The sequence below is a fragment of the Pseudomonas sp. LH21 genome, assembly GCF_036549575.1.
Lineage (GTDB): Bacteria > Pseudomonadota > Gammaproteobacteria > Pseudomonadales > Pseudomonadaceae > Aquipseudomonas > Aquipseudomonas peradeniyensis.
This window is the reverse complement of record NZ_CP144367.1, coordinates 2,005,637-2,020,635: the sequence shown is the minus strand read 5'-3', so window position 1 is coordinate 2,020,635 and position 14,999 is coordinate 2,005,637. Positions and strand designations below refer to the sequence as shown.

16 protein-coding genes are annotated in these 14,999 nt (G+C 61.9%); 9 read left to right on the top strand and 7 right to left on the bottom strand.

What is annotated here, in order from left to right:
- From VUG52_RS09305 to VUG52_RS09280, 6 genes are all read left to right on the top strand, one after another.
- On the top strand, positions 1 to 1,020 hold the full coding sequence (locus VUG52_RS09305; protein WP_028690523.1) for an ABC transporter permease: 1,020 nt from the start codon (positions 1 to 3) through the stop codon (positions 1,018 to 1,020).
- A 1-nt stretch (position 1,021) separates the two neighbouring features.
- Positions 1,022 to 2,632 (top strand): ABC transporter ATP-binding protein, encoded by a 1,611-nt coding sequence (locus VUG52_RS09300; protein WP_050704968.1) that lies wholly within the window; start codon positions 1,022 to 1,024, stop codon positions 2,630 to 2,632.
- A 387-nt stretch (positions 2,633 to 3,019) separates the two neighbouring features.
- Positions 3,020 to 3,265, top strand: a complete 246-nt coding sequence (locus VUG52_RS09295) for a hypothetical protein (RefSeq protein WP_050704967.1) — start codon at positions 3,020 to 3,022, stop codon at positions 3,263 to 3,265.
- A 199-nt stretch (positions 3,266 to 3,464) separates the two neighbouring features.
- Positions 3,465 to 3,734, top strand: coding sequence for a DUF3077 domain-containing protein (locus tag VUG52_RS09290; RefSeq protein WP_050704966.1), 270 nt, complete (start codon positions 3,465 to 3,467; stop codon positions 3,732 to 3,734).
- Between the two features lie 278 nt (positions 3,735 to 4,012).
- Complete coding sequence (locus VUG52_RS09285) at positions 4,013 to 4,636, top strand: hypothetical protein (RefSeq protein WP_156329607.1); 624 nt, start codon at positions 4,013 to 4,015, stop codon at positions 4,634 to 4,636.
- Entirely contained in the window at positions 4,633 to 4,965 is a 333-nt protein-coding gene (locus VUG52_RS09280) for a hypothetical protein (RefSeq protein WP_050704964.1), read from the top strand. The genes VUG52_RS09285 and VUG52_RS09280 overlap by 4 nt, the downstream gene beginning before the upstream one ends.
- Before the next feature lie 94 nt (positions 4,966 to 5,059).
- On the opposite strand, the gene VUG52_RS09275 is transcribed toward VUG52_RS09280, so the two are convergent.
- Positions 5,060 to 6,376 carry an APC family permease gene (locus tag VUG52_RS09275; RefSeq protein ID WP_050704963.1) on the bottom strand — a complete coding sequence of 439 codons (1,317 nt, stop codon included), beginning with the start codon at positions 6,374 to 6,376 and terminating at the stop codon, positions 5,060 to 5,062.
- A 425-nt stretch (positions 6,377 to 6,801) separates the two neighbouring features.
- A complete protein-coding gene (locus VUG52_RS09270) occupies positions 6,802 to 7,614 on the bottom strand; it encodes a LuxR C-terminal-related transcriptional regulator (RefSeq protein ID WP_050704962.1) in 813 nt (270 codons plus the stop codon).
- Between the two features lie 123 nt (positions 7,615 to 7,737).
- Between VUG52_RS09270 and VUG52_RS09265 the strand changes: the two genes are divergently transcribed.
- Positions 7,738 to 8,553, top strand: coding sequence for a carbon-nitrogen hydrolase family protein (locus tag VUG52_RS09265; RefSeq protein ID WP_050704961.1), 816 nt, complete (start codon positions 7,738 to 7,740; stop codon positions 8,551 to 8,553).
- Between the two features lie 63 nt (positions 8,554 to 8,616).
- Here the strand turns inward: VUG52_RS09265 and VUG52_RS09260 are convergent, their stop codons facing one another.
- Positions 8,617 to 9,489 (bottom strand): contractile injection system protein, VgrG/Pvc8 family, encoded by an 873-nt coding sequence (locus tag VUG52_RS09260; RefSeq protein ID WP_050704960.1) that lies wholly within the window; start codon positions 9,487 to 9,489, stop codon positions 8,617 to 8,619.
- A gap of 185 nt (positions 9,490 to 9,674) precedes the next feature.
- On the bottom strand, positions 9,675 to 10,778 hold the full coding sequence (locus tag VUG52_RS09255; RefSeq protein ID WP_023629237.1) for a polyamine ABC transporter substrate-binding protein: 1,104 nt from the start codon (positions 10,776 to 10,778) through the stop codon (positions 9,675 to 9,677).
- 138 nt (positions 10,779 to 10,916) lie between these two features.
- Between VUG52_RS09255 and VUG52_RS09250 the strand changes: the two genes are divergently transcribed.
- Positions 10,917 to 11,708, top strand: coding sequence for a helix-turn-helix domain-containing protein (locus VUG52_RS09250; protein ID WP_331832778.1), 792 nt, complete (start codon positions 10,917 to 10,919; stop codon positions 11,706 to 11,708).
- Between the two features lie 23 nt (positions 11,709 to 11,731).
- Here the strand turns inward: VUG52_RS09250 and VUG52_RS09245 are convergent, their stop codons facing one another.
- Entirely contained in the window at positions 11,732 to 12,163 is a 432-nt protein-coding gene (locus tag VUG52_RS09245) for an MAPEG family protein (protein ID WP_050704958.1), read from the bottom strand.
- Positions 12,160 to 12,474, bottom strand: a complete 315-nt coding sequence (locus VUG52_RS09240) for a hypothetical protein (protein ID WP_050704957.1) — start codon at positions 12,472 to 12,474, stop codon at positions 12,160 to 12,162. The genes VUG52_RS09245 and VUG52_RS09240 overlap by 4 nt, the downstream gene beginning before the upstream one ends.
- 246 nt (positions 12,475 to 12,720) lie before the next feature.
- On the opposite strand from VUG52_RS09240, the gene VUG52_RS09235 reads away from it, so the two are divergent.
- Positions 12,721 to 13,545: a helix-turn-helix domain-containing protein gene (locus tag VUG52_RS09235; RefSeq protein ID WP_050704956.1), complete on the top strand. Its 825-nt coding sequence runs from the start codon at positions 12,721 to 12,723 to the stop codon at positions 13,543 to 13,545.
- 45 nt (positions 13,546 to 13,590) lie between these two features.
- On the opposite strand, the gene VUG52_RS09230 is transcribed toward VUG52_RS09235, so the two are convergent.
- Complete coding sequence (locus VUG52_RS09230; protein WP_050704955.1) at positions 13,591 to 14,943, bottom strand: spinster family MFS transporter; 1,353 nt, start codon at positions 14,941 to 14,943, stop codon at positions 13,591 to 13,593.
- Positions 14,944 to 14,999: the final 56 nt, after the last annotated feature.

Here is a 14,999-nt window from a genome sequence, read left to right as displayed (position 1 = left end):
ATGGCCCTGTCCCCCCTCAATCGCCGGCGCTTCGAGCGCTTCAAGGCCAACCGCCGCGGCTGGTGGTCGCTGTGGATCTTCCTGGTGCTGTTCGTGCTCAGCCTGGGCGCCGAGTTCATCGCCAACGACAAGCCGATTGCCGTGCGCTACGACGGCGAGTGGTACTTCCCCGCCTTCAAGCGCTACCCGGAGACCACCTTCGGCGGCGAGTTCCCGTTGGAGGCCAACTACAAGAGCCCGTACATCCGCGAGCTGCTGGAGAAAAAAGACGCCTTCGTGTTGTGGGCGCCGATCCCCTACAGCTACCAGAGCATCAACTACGACCTGAAAGTGCCGGCCCCCGCGCCGCCCTCCACCGACAACCTGCTGGGCACCGACGACCAGGGCCGCGACGTGCTGGCCCGGGTGATCTATGGCTTCCGTATCTCGGTGCTGTTCGCCCTCACGCTGACCATCGCCAGCTCCATCGTCGGCGTAATCGCCGGCGCCTTGCAGGGTTTCTACGGCGGCTGGGTGGACCTGGCCGGCCAGCGCTTTTTGGAGATCTGGTCCGGCCTGCCGGTGCTGTACCTGCTGATCATCCTTGCCAGCTTCGTGCAGCCCAACTTCTGGTGGTTGCTGGGCATCATGCTGCTGTTCTCGTGGATGAGCCTGGTGGACGTGGTGCGCGCCGAGTTCCTGCGCGGGCGCAACCTCGAATACGTGCGCGCCGCCCGCGCGCTGGGCATGCGCAACGGCCCGATCATGTTCCGCCACATCCTGCCCAACGCCATGATCTCGACCATGACCTTCATGCCGTTCATCCTCACCGGCGCCATCGGCACCCTCACCGCCCTGGACTTCTTAGGCTTCGGCCTGCCTGCCGGCTCGCCGTCGCTGGGCGAGCTGGTCGCCCAAGGCAAGTCCAACCTGCAAGCCCCCTGGCTGGGCATCAGCGCCTTCGCCGTGCTGGCGGTGATGCTGAGCCTGCTGGTATTCATCGGCGAATCCGCCCGCGACGCCTTCGACCCGAGGAAATGACATGAGCCAAGACACCCTGATCGAAGTCCGCGACCTGGCGGTGGAGTTCGTCACTGGCGAGCAGGTCAACCGCGTGGTCGACGGCATCAGCTTCGACATCCGCAAGGGCGAGACCCTGGCCCTGGTCGGCGAAAGCGGCTCGGGCAAGTCGGTGACCGCCCATTCGATCCTGCGCCTGCTGCCCTACCCGCTGGCCCGGCATCCTTCCGGCACCATCCAGTACGGCGGCAAGGACCTGCTGCACCTGGGCGAGAAGCCCATGCAGCGGATTCGCGGCAACCGCATTGCGATGATCTTCCAGGAGCCGATGACCTCGCTGAACCCGCTGCATAGCATCGAGAAGCAGATCAACGAGATCCTGTTGCTGCACAAGGGCCTGACCGGCAAGGCCGCCACTGCGCGCACGCTGGAGCTGCTGGAGCTGGTGGGTATTCCCGAGCCGAAGAAGCGCCTGAAAGCCCTGCCCCATGAGCTGTCCGGTGGCCAGCGCCAGCGGGTGATGATCGCCATGGCCCTGGCCAACGAGCCCGAACTGCTGATCGCCGACGAGCCCACCACGGCGCTCGACGTGACCGTGCAATTGAAGATTCTCGACCTGCTCAAGGAGCTGCAGGCGCGCCTCGGCATGGCCCTGCTGCTGATCAGCCACGACCTCAACCTGGTGCGCCGCATCGCCCACCGGGTGTGCGTGATGCAGTGCGGCAAGATCGTCGAGCAGGCCGATTGCGCCATGCTGTTCAGCAAGCCGCAGCATCCGTATACGCAGATGCTGATCAATGCCGAGCCCAGCGGGGCGCCCGCCGCGAACGCCGAAGGGGCGCCGTTGCTGGAGGTGAAGGACCTGAAGGTGTGGTTCCCGATCAAGAAGGGGCTGCTGCGCCGGACCGTGGACCATGTGAAGGCCGTGGATGGGGTGAACTTCAGCCTGCCCCAGGGGCAGACGCTGGGGATCGTTGGCGAGAGTGGATCGGGCAAGTCCACCTTGGGACTAGCCATCCTGCGGTTGATTTCCAGCCAGGGTGGCATTCGCTTTCATGGGCAGGATCTTGAAGGGCTGAACCAGAAGGCCGTGCGACCGCTGCGGCGGGAGATGCAGGTGGTGTTTCAGGATCCCTTTGGCAGCCTGAGCCCGCGCATGTGCGTGGCGGATATCGTTGGCGAGGGGTTACGGATTCACAAGATCGGCACGCCGGCTGAGCAGGAAGCGGCGATTATTGCGGCGTTGGAGGAAGTGGGGCTGGATCCGCGGACGCGGCATCGGTATCCCCATGAGTTTTCTGGGGGGCAGCGGCAGCGGATTGCGATTGCTCGGGCGTTGGTGTTGAAGCCGGCGCTGATTTTGCTGGATGAGCCGACCTCGGCGCTGGATCGGACGGTGCAGCGGCAGGTGGTTGAGTTGCTGCGGAATTTGCAGGTTAAGTACAACCTGACTTATCTGTTTATCAGTCATGACCTGGCGGTGGTCAAGGCGTTGAGTCATCAGTTGATGGTGATCAAGCATGGGCAGGTGGTGGAACAGGGGGATGCGGGGGCGATATTTCATGAGCCGCGGCATGGGTATACGCGGCAGTTGTTGGAAGCTGCGTTTTTGGGGACGACATCGACCGCCTGAAGCAGCGTAGCCAACTCAAATGTCATCGGACGCGCAACCGCTGTCCGCCTTGTTGGTATCACGTCGTATCGCGGTGGGTCGTCCAGAAAAATCAGATTAAGACCCTATGCTGTAGTCCATTTCCCAAACATACTTCTGCCGCCTTTTTTCCGTTGCGGTCGCCCTGGCGGGGCTCTAGTCTCGGCCTATCGTTGCACATCAACGATACAGCTTTGACAGGCTGTGACGGCAAATTGCACGCAGCTCAACCTTTATGGCAGCTGTACGTGCGGGCACGCTTGCGTGCGCCGGAACTTTGCAATTTCCGCCGGTCTGTCAACCCACGTACAGCTGCCACCCTACTGTTTGACAGCAGGCAGGTGGCCGCACCACCACAGGGAAATTGTTATGTTAAAGATCGTCCCCGATCCACCTCACAACCACCACTCCCTCGAAGACACCATCATTCAGGCCACGGAGTACGCCCTGTGCGCGCAGACTGTGGCGCATCAGGCTATTCTGCTGCATCCCAAGTCGCCCGTGTCGATTCTGGTCATGGCCGCGATGCATGAAATGGAGGCGCTGCGGGTACTGCTCGAGTCGGCGTTGATTCAGGTGCAGATGCCGCAGGTGGAGCCTCGGACTTTGCACTAGGGCTTGAGTCATTTGTTGGCTGGGCTGACGCAATCGCGGGGCAAGCCCGCTCCCACGCTGTGATCCCAACACGCTGTGATCCATGGCTGCGATCTATGTGCAGCACACCCACATGCGGCGTGGCACCTGTACCCGTGGGAGCGGGCTTGTCCCGCGATTGCGCAAGCCCAGGCACCGATCATTTCAGGGAGATTGAGCCATGAGCACAGACGACAGCACGCCCCACACCACCGTGGGCAAGACCAAGTTCTACCAGGGTGAAAAGCATACCGACCCGCTGTTCTGCATCGAACCCGGCATCCCTTGCCAGCACGCTCGGGAACAGGCTTCGGAGTTGATGGGCTGCGTGTGCGACCTGACCATCACCGGGATCATGGAGGAGAAGCCTCAGTTAATCTGGGCATCGTATTACCTGAGCGCGCTGGCCAAGGCGCTGATGGATGATGCGGAGTTGGGGATGAAACACTGACCTCAAGGTACATGCGGGCTCTGTAGGAACGGCCTTGTGCCGCGAAAGGGCTGCGTAGCAGCCCCGGCAATAGCCTGGGCTGTGTCGCGGCCCATCGCGGCACAAGGCCACTTCTGGAGATTTGTATGAGGGTGGACACGACAGAAGCGCCACCCCATGGCTGTTTGGGAAAGCACTGACACACCGAGTCACGCTATCGGGCAGCTGCACAGTTTGCCCTGCCACTATAATCAGTTTTCTTGTTCGGCCCGGCACAGTACAAACAATGGAACTCCCCCATGAAAGGAAACCCCTTAAGCCGATTGGTGTACATAGCTATCTTGGTTCTACTCACAGCAGGTGCACTTTTCACTGCACACAAATACCCAGCATTGCATGACACTGACGTCAACACCTTGGGCTTCCTGGGATTCTGGTTAACGCTGTACGGCTTGATTGTTGCCATATGCGAAATTGTACGCAATGGCTCAGCGGCTCATCAAATGGCTCGCGTTGCCGAGGCTTCACACAATAGGCTCAAGCGTCAAATGGAACATCATGAAGTCCAAGCCTGCATTGAAATAATAAATTCCGCACTGAGCGACCTGTATAACAAGAAAGCCGTTTCAGTCATTTTTATAACCCGGATCAAACAAGGCTACATCTCGTCATTCTCAAAAGCCGGGATACCTGATCGTTACCGAGAAAACCTGAATATCCTGAATAGCTACGAGCATCTGGTGCAATCCCGAGTGCTCAAGACCAAAACCAATCCCAACTATGCGGGAAGCCAGTATCCCAAACCCAACCCCGGGGCGCCCGACAATCCCTATAGACTGACCATCGACACACTGAAACGAATGCAAGATGACCTGCTGATGCATTCGGCTTCAAAAAATGAATACATAGGTGACCCTGCATGATTCCATCTCACTTCGAACGTTTTATGCAATTCGTCTTGACCCACACTCAAAATGGCGACTTGCAATGGGGCATTGGCGAGGGTGGTAGCTTCGTTGCTTCTCACGAGGAAATCACCTTGATCATCTCCTCTGATTACGACCCAGACCGCGATATCAACACATTTTGGTTCCGTCTGAATGGCAGTACACGCTCTACGCCATTTTCAGTCTCTGAAAAGGAACAGGGGTATGGGCTTATGAAGAGTATTTTTGAAGAAGTCACTGCAAACGCGAACGATGTCAAAAGCGATATGGAGAAGTTCATGGCCGGGTTCAGTCGTGGAGCTTGAGGCATAGCTCGCCATGCCTCGTTTTATTTCGATCTCAGTTGATCGCGGGGCAAGCCCGCTCCCACCAGATACCTGACCTGGACACCCTGCGCTTTCAGGTCTCAACCTCCATAAGCCCCGGCGTGGGCTTGCTGAACCCCGCCGTCAACCACATCAGGTACAACCCGCCACACACCAGCCAAGCCACCCCGGCCAGTATCACCACCGTGCTCAACAGCGACAGCAGATACAGGTTTACCCCAATCGCCAGCAGCGGAAACACCACGAACCCCACCCCACTCAACCGCTGCTTGCGCCGCTCACGCAGGTAGTACGCAATCACGCAGACATTCACCGCGGCAAACGCCAGGAACGCGCCGAAGTTGATCAGCGAAGCGGCCGAGCTCACATCCGCGCCGATCCCGATCAACCCCAGCCCGGCAATCAGCAGCAGGTTGAACACCGGCGTGCGCGCCCTGCCCTGCACCTTGGCGAAGTAACGCGGCGGCAGCACGCCTTCGCGGCCCATGAAGTACAGCAAGCGGCTGGCGCTGACCTGCACCGCCAGGCACGAGGCGAAGCCGGCGACGATGCCGCCGAGATTGACGAAGTCGGCGAAGAACTGCCCACCCACCTCGATCGACAGTGCGTAGGTCGCGGTCTCTGGGTCGGCGAACTGGCCACCGGGGTGGCTCAGTTGCATCAGGTAAGCCACCGCCGTGAACAGCAGCCCGCCCACGCTGATCACCAGCAGCACCGCCCGGGGGATGTCGCGCTTGGGCTGCTCGGCCTCCTCGGCCAGGGTGGTCACGGCGTCGAACCCGAGGAACGAATAGGCGGCGATGGCGGCGGCGGCGGTGAGGCCGGTCAAGGTGCTGTGCTCGTTCCATACGGGGTGGGTGAAGCCGACCTGGGGCTGGCCGGCCACATAGCGCAGGCAGTAGCCAATGAACAACAGCACCAGGGCCATGCTGAAGACCGTGAGCACTTTGTTCAGGCGGTCGGTCAGGGTCATGCCGCTGACGGTCACCGCCGTGGTCAAACCGATGTTGATCAGCAGCCAGCCCCAGGTGGGCACCTGCGGGAACTGGGCGTTGAGGAACACCGACTGCAGCAGCCAGGCAACCATGGGCATGAACAGGTAGGCCAGCAGCACCGCCCAGCCGACCACAAAGCCACAACCGGGGCCGAGCAGGCGCTTGGCGTAGTAGTAGGCCGAGCCGGACACCGGGAACAGGCGCGAAAGCTTGGCGTAGCTCAGGGCCGACAGCAGCATGGCGCCGGTGGCCAGCAGGAAGGCGCTGGGGGCGATGCCGTCGCTGCGTTCGGAGATCACGCCGAAGATCACCATGGCCAGGCTCGGGCACATGTAGGCCAGGCCGAAGACGGTCAGGGAAGTCAGGGAAAGTTTTGCAGGGGTGGCGTCAGGCATGAGTGGCCTCCTGGCGCGCAGGGGCGATGCCACGGGCCGGGCCGTGAGCGAAATGAGCCATGGGTCATCCTCTTGTGATTGTTCTAGGAAATTGCCAAGCCGGTATGCAGCACGCTAAGCAGATGCAGCAAGTGCAGGTGCAGGAAATACAGCGTGGGAGCGGGCTTGCCCCGCGATGCAGGCAATGTGGTGGATGGCACCGGCCTTGCCGGTGATCGCGGGGCAAGCCCGCTCCCACGATGCGACCGCGAAGCCCGCTACTACGCGACGACCGCGAAATCCGCTCCCACGCTGCGACCACGAAGCCCACTCTCACGCGGCTTCCAGGTGGTCACTCGCAAGGAAGCTGCCAGCCCAGTATGCGGATCCCCGTGCGGATTCCTATAACGTCGAAGGATTAACCTGGGGGTAATGGCGCGGGGGAATCACGGCGCCGGTTGCAGGCTGGCGAGGTCTTCGCCGGCCAGGAACAGCAGCGAAAAAAGCTCGCTCTGGGAGTTCACGTCCAGCTTGCGATACACGTTGCGGCGATGGACCTTCACCGTCTCGGCCGACAGCTTGAGCTTGATGGCCGTCTCCTTGTTCGAATGCCCCGACAGGATCAGCCGCACCACGTCCAGCTCCCGCGCCGTGAGCACCGACTCCAGCTGCCGCCGTGCTTCGTCGCGCCCCTGGGCCAGGCCCAGCGCGGGCTTGGCCGGTGCGCGCTCGGGCAGTTGCTCGAAGTGCAGGCGCTGGCGCAGCAGGCCGATCAGCCAGGGGCGCACCAGCTCCAGCTGGGCGATGGCCTGGGCGTCGAAACGTGAGCGCCCGCCCAGCGACAGGCACAGCGTGCGCCCATCGCCCAGGGCCAGGTTGAACTGCACCTCGTCGGCGACTACGTTGTGGGTGAAGTACAGGCGGTAGTAGTCGGTCTGCTGGAACTGCTCCGGGGCTACGTCGACCAGGCGCACCAGGCCGGTCAGCGGCCGCTCGCGGCTGCTGAGGTAGAACGGGTCGAGCAGGTACAGGCCGTTGGCGTACACGCTCACCAGCGGGTCGATGCCCTCGCGCTCGTAAGGGCTCTGGTCGAAGATCAACGGCTTGTCGTGACTGAACAGCAGCGCCACCCAGGTGTCGACCTCGACGAAGTCGCCGAGCAGCGTCGCCAGGGTGCGCCAGAAGCTCGGCCGGTCGAGGTGCTCGATGCATTGGCCCACACCCTGGTGCCACGAAAGATCCTGCAGGCTCAAGCTCATGCCCTACCCCCGGGTTAACCCGTCGAAGTGATTGTTTTGCCAATGATTGTTTTCATACTTGCACCACCCTTCGCAAATGTCACTCGCCCGCGGAAGGGTCGGGCCCAGCGAGACGGATTGCCCATGAAGATCGAAGTGGTACAGACGACAACCCGCGACGGCGACACCGCCCACAACCTGCGCGGCATCCTCGAGGCCCTGGCCCAATGCGCGCCGGACACCGATATCCTGCTGTTCCCCGAGTCGCACCTGACCGGTTTTCTCACCGCAGATGACGTCGGCATGCTGTCCGAAGCCATCGATGGTGACGCCGTGCAGGCGGTGGTCGCGGCAGCGCGCCGGCACAATGTCGCGGTGGTGCTGGGGCTGTACGAGAACGACGGCGGCACGTTCTACAACACCACCCTGTTCATCGCCCCTGAAGGCATCCTGCTCACCTACCGCAAGACCCACTTGTGGTTGCCGGAGCACGGCATCGTCGTTCCGGGCGACCGCTTCGCCACCGTCGAATGGCGCGGCGTGCGCCTGGGTCTGTTGATCTGCTACGACAGCGAATTCCCTGAGACGGCACGGGCGCTGAAGGCCTTGGGCGCGCAGTTGATGCTGATCACCGATGGCCTGGCCGAACCGGAGGATCATGTGCACCGGGTGTCGGTGATGGCCCGGGCGATGGAGAACCAGGTGTTCGCCGTGGTCGCCAACCGCGTGGGCGACGGGCCGGATGGCTGCGTGTTCGTGGGGGCGAGCCTGGCGGTGGACCCGTATGGCCAAACGCTGTTCGAGGCCGGGCGTGGCGAGTCGCGGCATAGCGTGACCCTGGACCTGTCGCTGATCGACAAGGCCCGCGCCTTCCATGACTACAGCGCCAACCAGCGCATCCGGTTGCCGGGTGAGCGGATCGAGCATGCCAGTGGCGTATGGGAGCTGGTTATCGACTAAGGGAACACACGACAGGGCAGGACGCAGAGGATTTCGGATAAAGCTGCCGTAGCCAGAATGAGGCTATCGGCAGCACAGGCACCCACTGACCCGCGGCTGATCAGGATCGTTTCCGAGAAACGTGACCATGACTTCCATTCCCGTTCGTGGGACAGTGCTTTCACAGCACCATTCGGACTCCACCGACAACCAGCAACAGCTCTTGTCGTCGAACCTGTCCTCAGGATCCCAGGGAAACTTGACCTGAATCCGGGCAAGGCGCCGATCACACCGGCTCTCGTCATCCTCCACGGCAATGACCACGGCGGTCTGGTTCTCCACCACCCGTGGTTTGGCATGAACCAGGGGCGGACGATAAAGCACGCCCCACGGCAGCACCGCCTGACCATCGGCAAACACCAACACATGGCCTTCGGCGCTGTGCTGGAAGTGGAAGCGAATACCCTCCTCTTCACACAAGCGCTGGACGAAGTGCAGATCCGTTTCGCCATACTGGGTGCAATAGTCGCGCTCGGGGTAGCTCGCACTCAGCTCGAAGCGATAGGCATCTCCCACGATCCCATGCTCTTCCAATATCAAGGCGACGATCCTGGGCACCGAGAACTGTTGAAAGATCCGCTGGTTGATGCGGTGACGCAGGTAGGACAAATGCGGCACCAGGGTCAACCTGTAACGCGCCGAACACGGGGCCTGCCTCATCGGCGCGATGTGGTAGATCCGCCCATGGATGCCATTGCCGTTCATGTCGAAGCTGAAGAACGCCTCGAGGTCGAGGAAGCGTTCAAGGTCCAGGTCGGGCCATTCGCTGGCCAGTTCCACGTTGAAAAAGAAAGGCCTGTTGGCCACCGCTTCCCCGGTGTAGCCGAGCACCTGGAAATCGTGCTCCACGCCTTCGATCGTCAAGTTCAAGTGTGTCTTCTGGGCTGGGCTGAACATCCGCTGTTCTCCTCCGGCTCAAGATGAAATCAGGTACGCAAGACCCGCCCGCCTCGGCTGGGCAGCCGGATACCGCGAGACGATGGTGTTCGCTGGTGCTTGAAGCAATCGGCCGCAGGCAACCTTGGTCAACGCGCTGTCCGGGACTCCCTTGCACCGGGCAGCGGGCGACACGTCAATTCAGGTCAAACGCCACTCTTCACCTTGGTCCAGACCCGCGTGCGGATCCGCTCCAGTTTCAACGGCAGCGGCTCGAGCGGGATCAACGTGGCAATCGTCTTCTTGTCGGGGTAGATCCACGGGTTGTCCCGCAGCGCCTGTTCGACGAACTGGGTGGCGTCCTTGTTGGCGTTGGGGTACAGGGTGTGGTTCGAGGTCTTGGCGATCACTTCCGGGCGCATCATGTAGTTGATGAACGCCATGCCTGCCTTGGGATGGGGCGCATCCTTGAGCAGCACCAGGTTTTCCGACCACACCAGCGCGCCTTCGCGCGGCAGGCTGTAGTTGATCCTGCGCCCGGTGTTGTTCTTCTCGTTGAGGGCCTGGGCGGCCAGGGCGCCGTTGGCCCAGCCGACCACCGCGCAGATATTGCCGTCGGCCATGTCGGTGTCGATGCGCGACGAGTCGAAATACAGCACGTAGGGGCGGATCTTCATCAGCAGGTCTTGCGCCTTCTGGTAATCCGCCGGATTGCTGCTGTTGCTGGGCAGGCCCAGGTAGTTCAGGGCAATCGAGATGATCTCGCTGGGCGAGTCGAGCATCGCCACGCCACAGGACTTGAGCTTGCTGATGTTCTCTTCCTTGAAGATCAGGTCCCAGCTGTCCACCGGCGCCTGGTCGCCCAACGCGGCCTTGACCTTGTCGACGTCGTAGCCGATGCCGGTGGTGCCCCACAGGTAGGGCACCGCGTAGCGGTTGCCGGGGTCGTTGACCGCCAGCTGGGCGAGGATATCGGGGTCGATATGCGACAGGTTGCCCAGTTGCGCACGGTCCAGCGGTTGCAGCACGCCCGCCGCGATCAGGCTGGGCAGCACGTTGGAGGTCGCCACCACCACGTCATACCCGGTGCGCCCGGCCATGACCTTGCTCTGCATGATGTCGGCGCTGTCGAACGCGTCCATGTGCACGCGGGTGCCGGTTTCCTGCTCGAACGCCTTGGGCGTCTCCGGCGCGAGCAGCCCGAACCAGTTGTACAGGTGCATCCCGGGCTCGGCGGCCAGCACCGAGGTGCTGATCCCTGCGCAGAGCAGCGAGGCCGAAAAAAGGGTTCGCAAACGTGACCTTCTCATGCAACATCCTTATCGAATCGATGTATCTTCACGGCCATCCTAGGCCCAGTGAGCGACTATACCGGGCAGGACCGGATAGTAAATACCTCGGAATACTTACCTCTGACCCGCGAATGCCTAACCCAAAAGGGGTAGATAATGCCGTTCGACCTGCAAAGCCTGGCCTGGCACCGATCGATCGGCAAGCTGATCATGCAGCTGGACCGTCCGGCGTTCTGGAGTTCGCTGGTTCGGGTGTTGAACGAGTACGTGCAGATCGACAACTGGGTGGTGCTGATCTTCGCCAGCCAGCAAGTGGAAGTGGTGAGCCTGCCCGAGGTGGCGGATGCCGAAGAGGTCAACGCGTTCATCCATCGTTATGTGAAGGGGCTCTACCTGCTGGACCCGTTCTACATCGCCAACCGGGAAAACCCGCAGAGCGGTTTCTTCCACCTGCTGGATATCGCGCCGGAGTACTTTCTCGAAACCGAGTACTACCACCAGTATTTCACACACTACATCTCGGCCGATGAGGCGCAGTACAACGTTCAGCTCGACGCCGACCGCACGCTGTGTATCTCCATTGGCAGCAAGGCGCGCTTCAGCCAGGAACAGATCACCATCCTCGACCTGATCAAGCCCTGGGTGACGGCCTTGATGCACCAGCGCATGGCCTTCGAGGTGGATGTCGAGAAGGACCTTGCAGAGACCCCGCCATGGCAGGAAACATTGACCCAGCTGGGCGCGCAGATCACCACCCGTGAAAGCGATGTGCTCAGGCTGCTGCTGAGCGGCTTCTCCAACAAAGAGATTGCCGGGAAGCTTTCACTCTCGGCGGAAACAGTGAAAGTGCACCGCCGGAACATTTACGCCAAGTTGAACATCAAGTCGCAGTCGGAATTGTTTGCTCGCTTCTTTGTGCCAAAGCCGGATGTTTTCTGTACCAGTTGAAGTCAGGCACTGGCTGCTGGCCTTCAAGGCATCGTTGCCAACGACTCGATAACCAAGGCCGCCAACCCGATCAAACAGACTACCCCCACGCCATAACTCACCGTCCGCCACGGCTGGATGCCCGCCAGGTAAGTCACTGTATGCGACACCCTCGTTACAGTGAATAACCCGCTCAACCATGCCGTGATGACAACGGGCGCCTCCATCACGACCGCCAGGCCGCCCAACGCGAGAAACATCGGGATGTTCTCCAGATCGTTGCGCCAGGCCTGCATTGCCCGCGTTACCTGCGGCAGTTCCGCAGGGCACGCCGAACGCTTGAACACCGCCGCATCCTCGCTGTTGGTGAAGGCCAGAAAGCGCAGGCGGAAGTAACCCTGGTAGCAGGAAATCGCCAGCATCTTGAAGCACAGCACCACTACGCAGCAGGCGTAGACCGCCAGCGCGCTGCTCATGCCCCGCGCCTCTGCGCAAAGCTCTTGACCACGATGTACAGCAGCGGCCCCAACGAGACGAAAATCGCCGTCAGTAACAGATAAGGCAAAACACCGATCAATGAGCCGCCTCGCTTGCGCTGGTCGCTTGCCATCCAGATACAGCCCAGCCCGGCCATCACATACAGGTCGATAACGACTTGAGCTGTATCTGGCCGGGACATCAGGTCCAAGCCAAAGGCGATGAGCGACTGATCCGCAATCATCAGGGTCCAACCGGTGTACAGGGTAAACAACACCAATACGGGCAGTGCGATCCATTCGACTTTCATTGTCCGACTCCTTGGCAGGGACTTGTAGGAGCGGGCTTGCCCCGCGATGCAGGCGCCGCGGAGCCTGGCACCCGCGACGCGGGTGATCGCGGGGCAAGCCCGCTCCCACGCAGCCCCAGTCAAATCAAAGGATTGTGTTTCGTTCCATGACCGCGATCCTGCTTTCACGGTAGTGATAGAGTCGTCCCCGCCTCAATGACCTCACAGGTCATGGACGCTTCAGCCAAGGACAGCCAGAGTCGACGCATGAGCCCTTCTCCCTTTCACCCCACGCAAACACCGGCCATCACCGATGCCGGAGAACACCTGCGTCGCCTGCGCCGCCAGGCCGGCCTCAGCCAGCTCGACCTGGCGCTGTTGGCGGGCTTGTCGCAACGCCACCTGAGCTGCGTGGAAACCGGCCGTGCCAAGGCCAGCCCAAGCACGCTGCACGCCCTGCTCAGCGCACTGGAAGTGCCGCTCGAACACTGCAACGAAGTGTTCCTCGCGGCAGGCTACGCACCGCGCTATGCAGCCTCGGCACCCGACGCCCCAGCCATGAAGATGGTGCACGACGCGCTGGAGCACATCCTGCAGGCCAACAACCCCGCGCCAGCCATCGTCATCGCCAGCAACTGGGACATCACTGCAGCCAATGCCAGTGTCGGGTTGCTGTTCGCGATGGCCGGTGTGCCAACGAACAGCGCCTCGGGCCTCAACCTGCTGGACACACTGCTGCGCCCGGGCGGACTGGGAGATCATCTGCTCAATGCCGATGAGATACGGGCGATCGCCTGGCAGCGGGCGGCCAGGGAGGCGGTGGGCAATCCTGACCTGGCGCGGCGGCTGCAAGGCTTGCCCACCCCGCCCACATTGACAGCAGGCACGCCGCAATCACCTGTGGTGTTGACGCGGGTGCGGACTGCCGAAGGTGAATTGAGGTTTCTGTCCACCTTCACTACCTTCGGCATGCCACAGGACATCACGGTGGCTTCACTGCGCATCGAACACCTGGTGCCGGCCGATGGCACCACGTGGCGAACAATGACGGCAGCCTATGATCAATGGCTGGCTCAGCATCACCCACGATAAAATCGATAATGATCGAGCCGTAACATCTGGCCGAACTACAGGGACTCAGGCCTGTGCAGCCTGCCCCGTCACCGCTGCGCCATCCAGCGCCATGCCCTCGCGCATCCGCTGCGCATCCCGGCTGAAACACCGCGAGGCCGCCAGCAGGAACACCATGGTCAGCAACAGGGCCACAGGGATCAGGTACATCGCGTCATGCAGCCCCTGGGCCTTGAACGCCTCGTTCATCGCCACCTCACCCGCCGACACCATGGCCGCCACGGCAAAGTGATCTGACAGCCCACCGACCACCACCGGCCCCAAGCCGCCACCCAGCAGGTACAGCCCGGCGAAGAACAGGGCCATGGCCGTAGCCCGCAGACGCGGTTGCACCACGTCCTGGATGGCGGTGTACACGCAGGTGTAGAAGTTGTACGAGAACAGCCAGCCGACCCCGAACACCGCCACGAACACCCCCAGTTCGATGCGCCCGGCATGCAGCGCCCAGGCGGTGCAAATGGTAGCGACTAGCATGCTCAGCGCGGCGAACACCAGGCGGCCGTTGGCAAAGCGCTGGTGCACCTTGTCGGCCATCCAGCCGCCAAGGGTCAGGCCCACCAGACCGCTCAGACCGACGATCATCCCGGTGGCCACCGCGGCGTCGTGCAGCTGTAGCGCGAAGTAGCGCTGCAGCATCGGCACCATGAACGAGTTGCAGGCATACGAGGCGAAGTTGAAGGTCAACCCCGCCAGCACCAGCCAGGCGAAGGTGGGCACGCTCAACACCCGGCGCAGGGGGCGGTCCAGCTGTACCTGGGCCGTGGCCACCGTCTCCGCCGCGCCGCGCGCGGGCTCGCGGATCATGAAGATGAACAGCGCCAGCAGCACGCCAGACACGGCGGCGATGAAGAAAGGCGCGCGCCAGCTGTCGAAGGCCTGGACCATCGCACCGATGGTGAAGAACGCCAGCAACAGGCCCAGCGGCAGGCCGAGCATGAAGATGCCCATCGCCCGTGCCCGCCGTCCGGCCGGGAACAGGTCACCGATCAGCGAGTTGGCGGCCGGCGCGTAGCTGGCCTCGCCGATGCCCACGCCCATGCGTACCAGCAAAAAACTCCAGAAACTGCCGACCATGCCGTTGACCGCCGTCAGCCCGCTCCACGCCAGCAGGCCCCAGCCCATGAGCTTGCTGCGTGAACCCGTGTCGGCGATACGCGCCAGCGGCAGGCCGGCGATGGCATAGACCAGGGTGAAGGCGGTGCCGATGATGCCGATCTGGAAGTCGCTCAGGTGCCACTCCAGGCGGATCGGCTCTATGACGATGGCGGGGATGGTGCGGTCGAAGAAGTTGAACAGGTTGGCCAGGAACAGCAGGAACAGGATGCGCCAGGCGTTGGATGCTTGGGTGGCGGTGGGCATAGTCAGGTCCCTCGTTATTGTTGTTCGGGGCTTCCAGCACGCCTTTGCAATCTAGA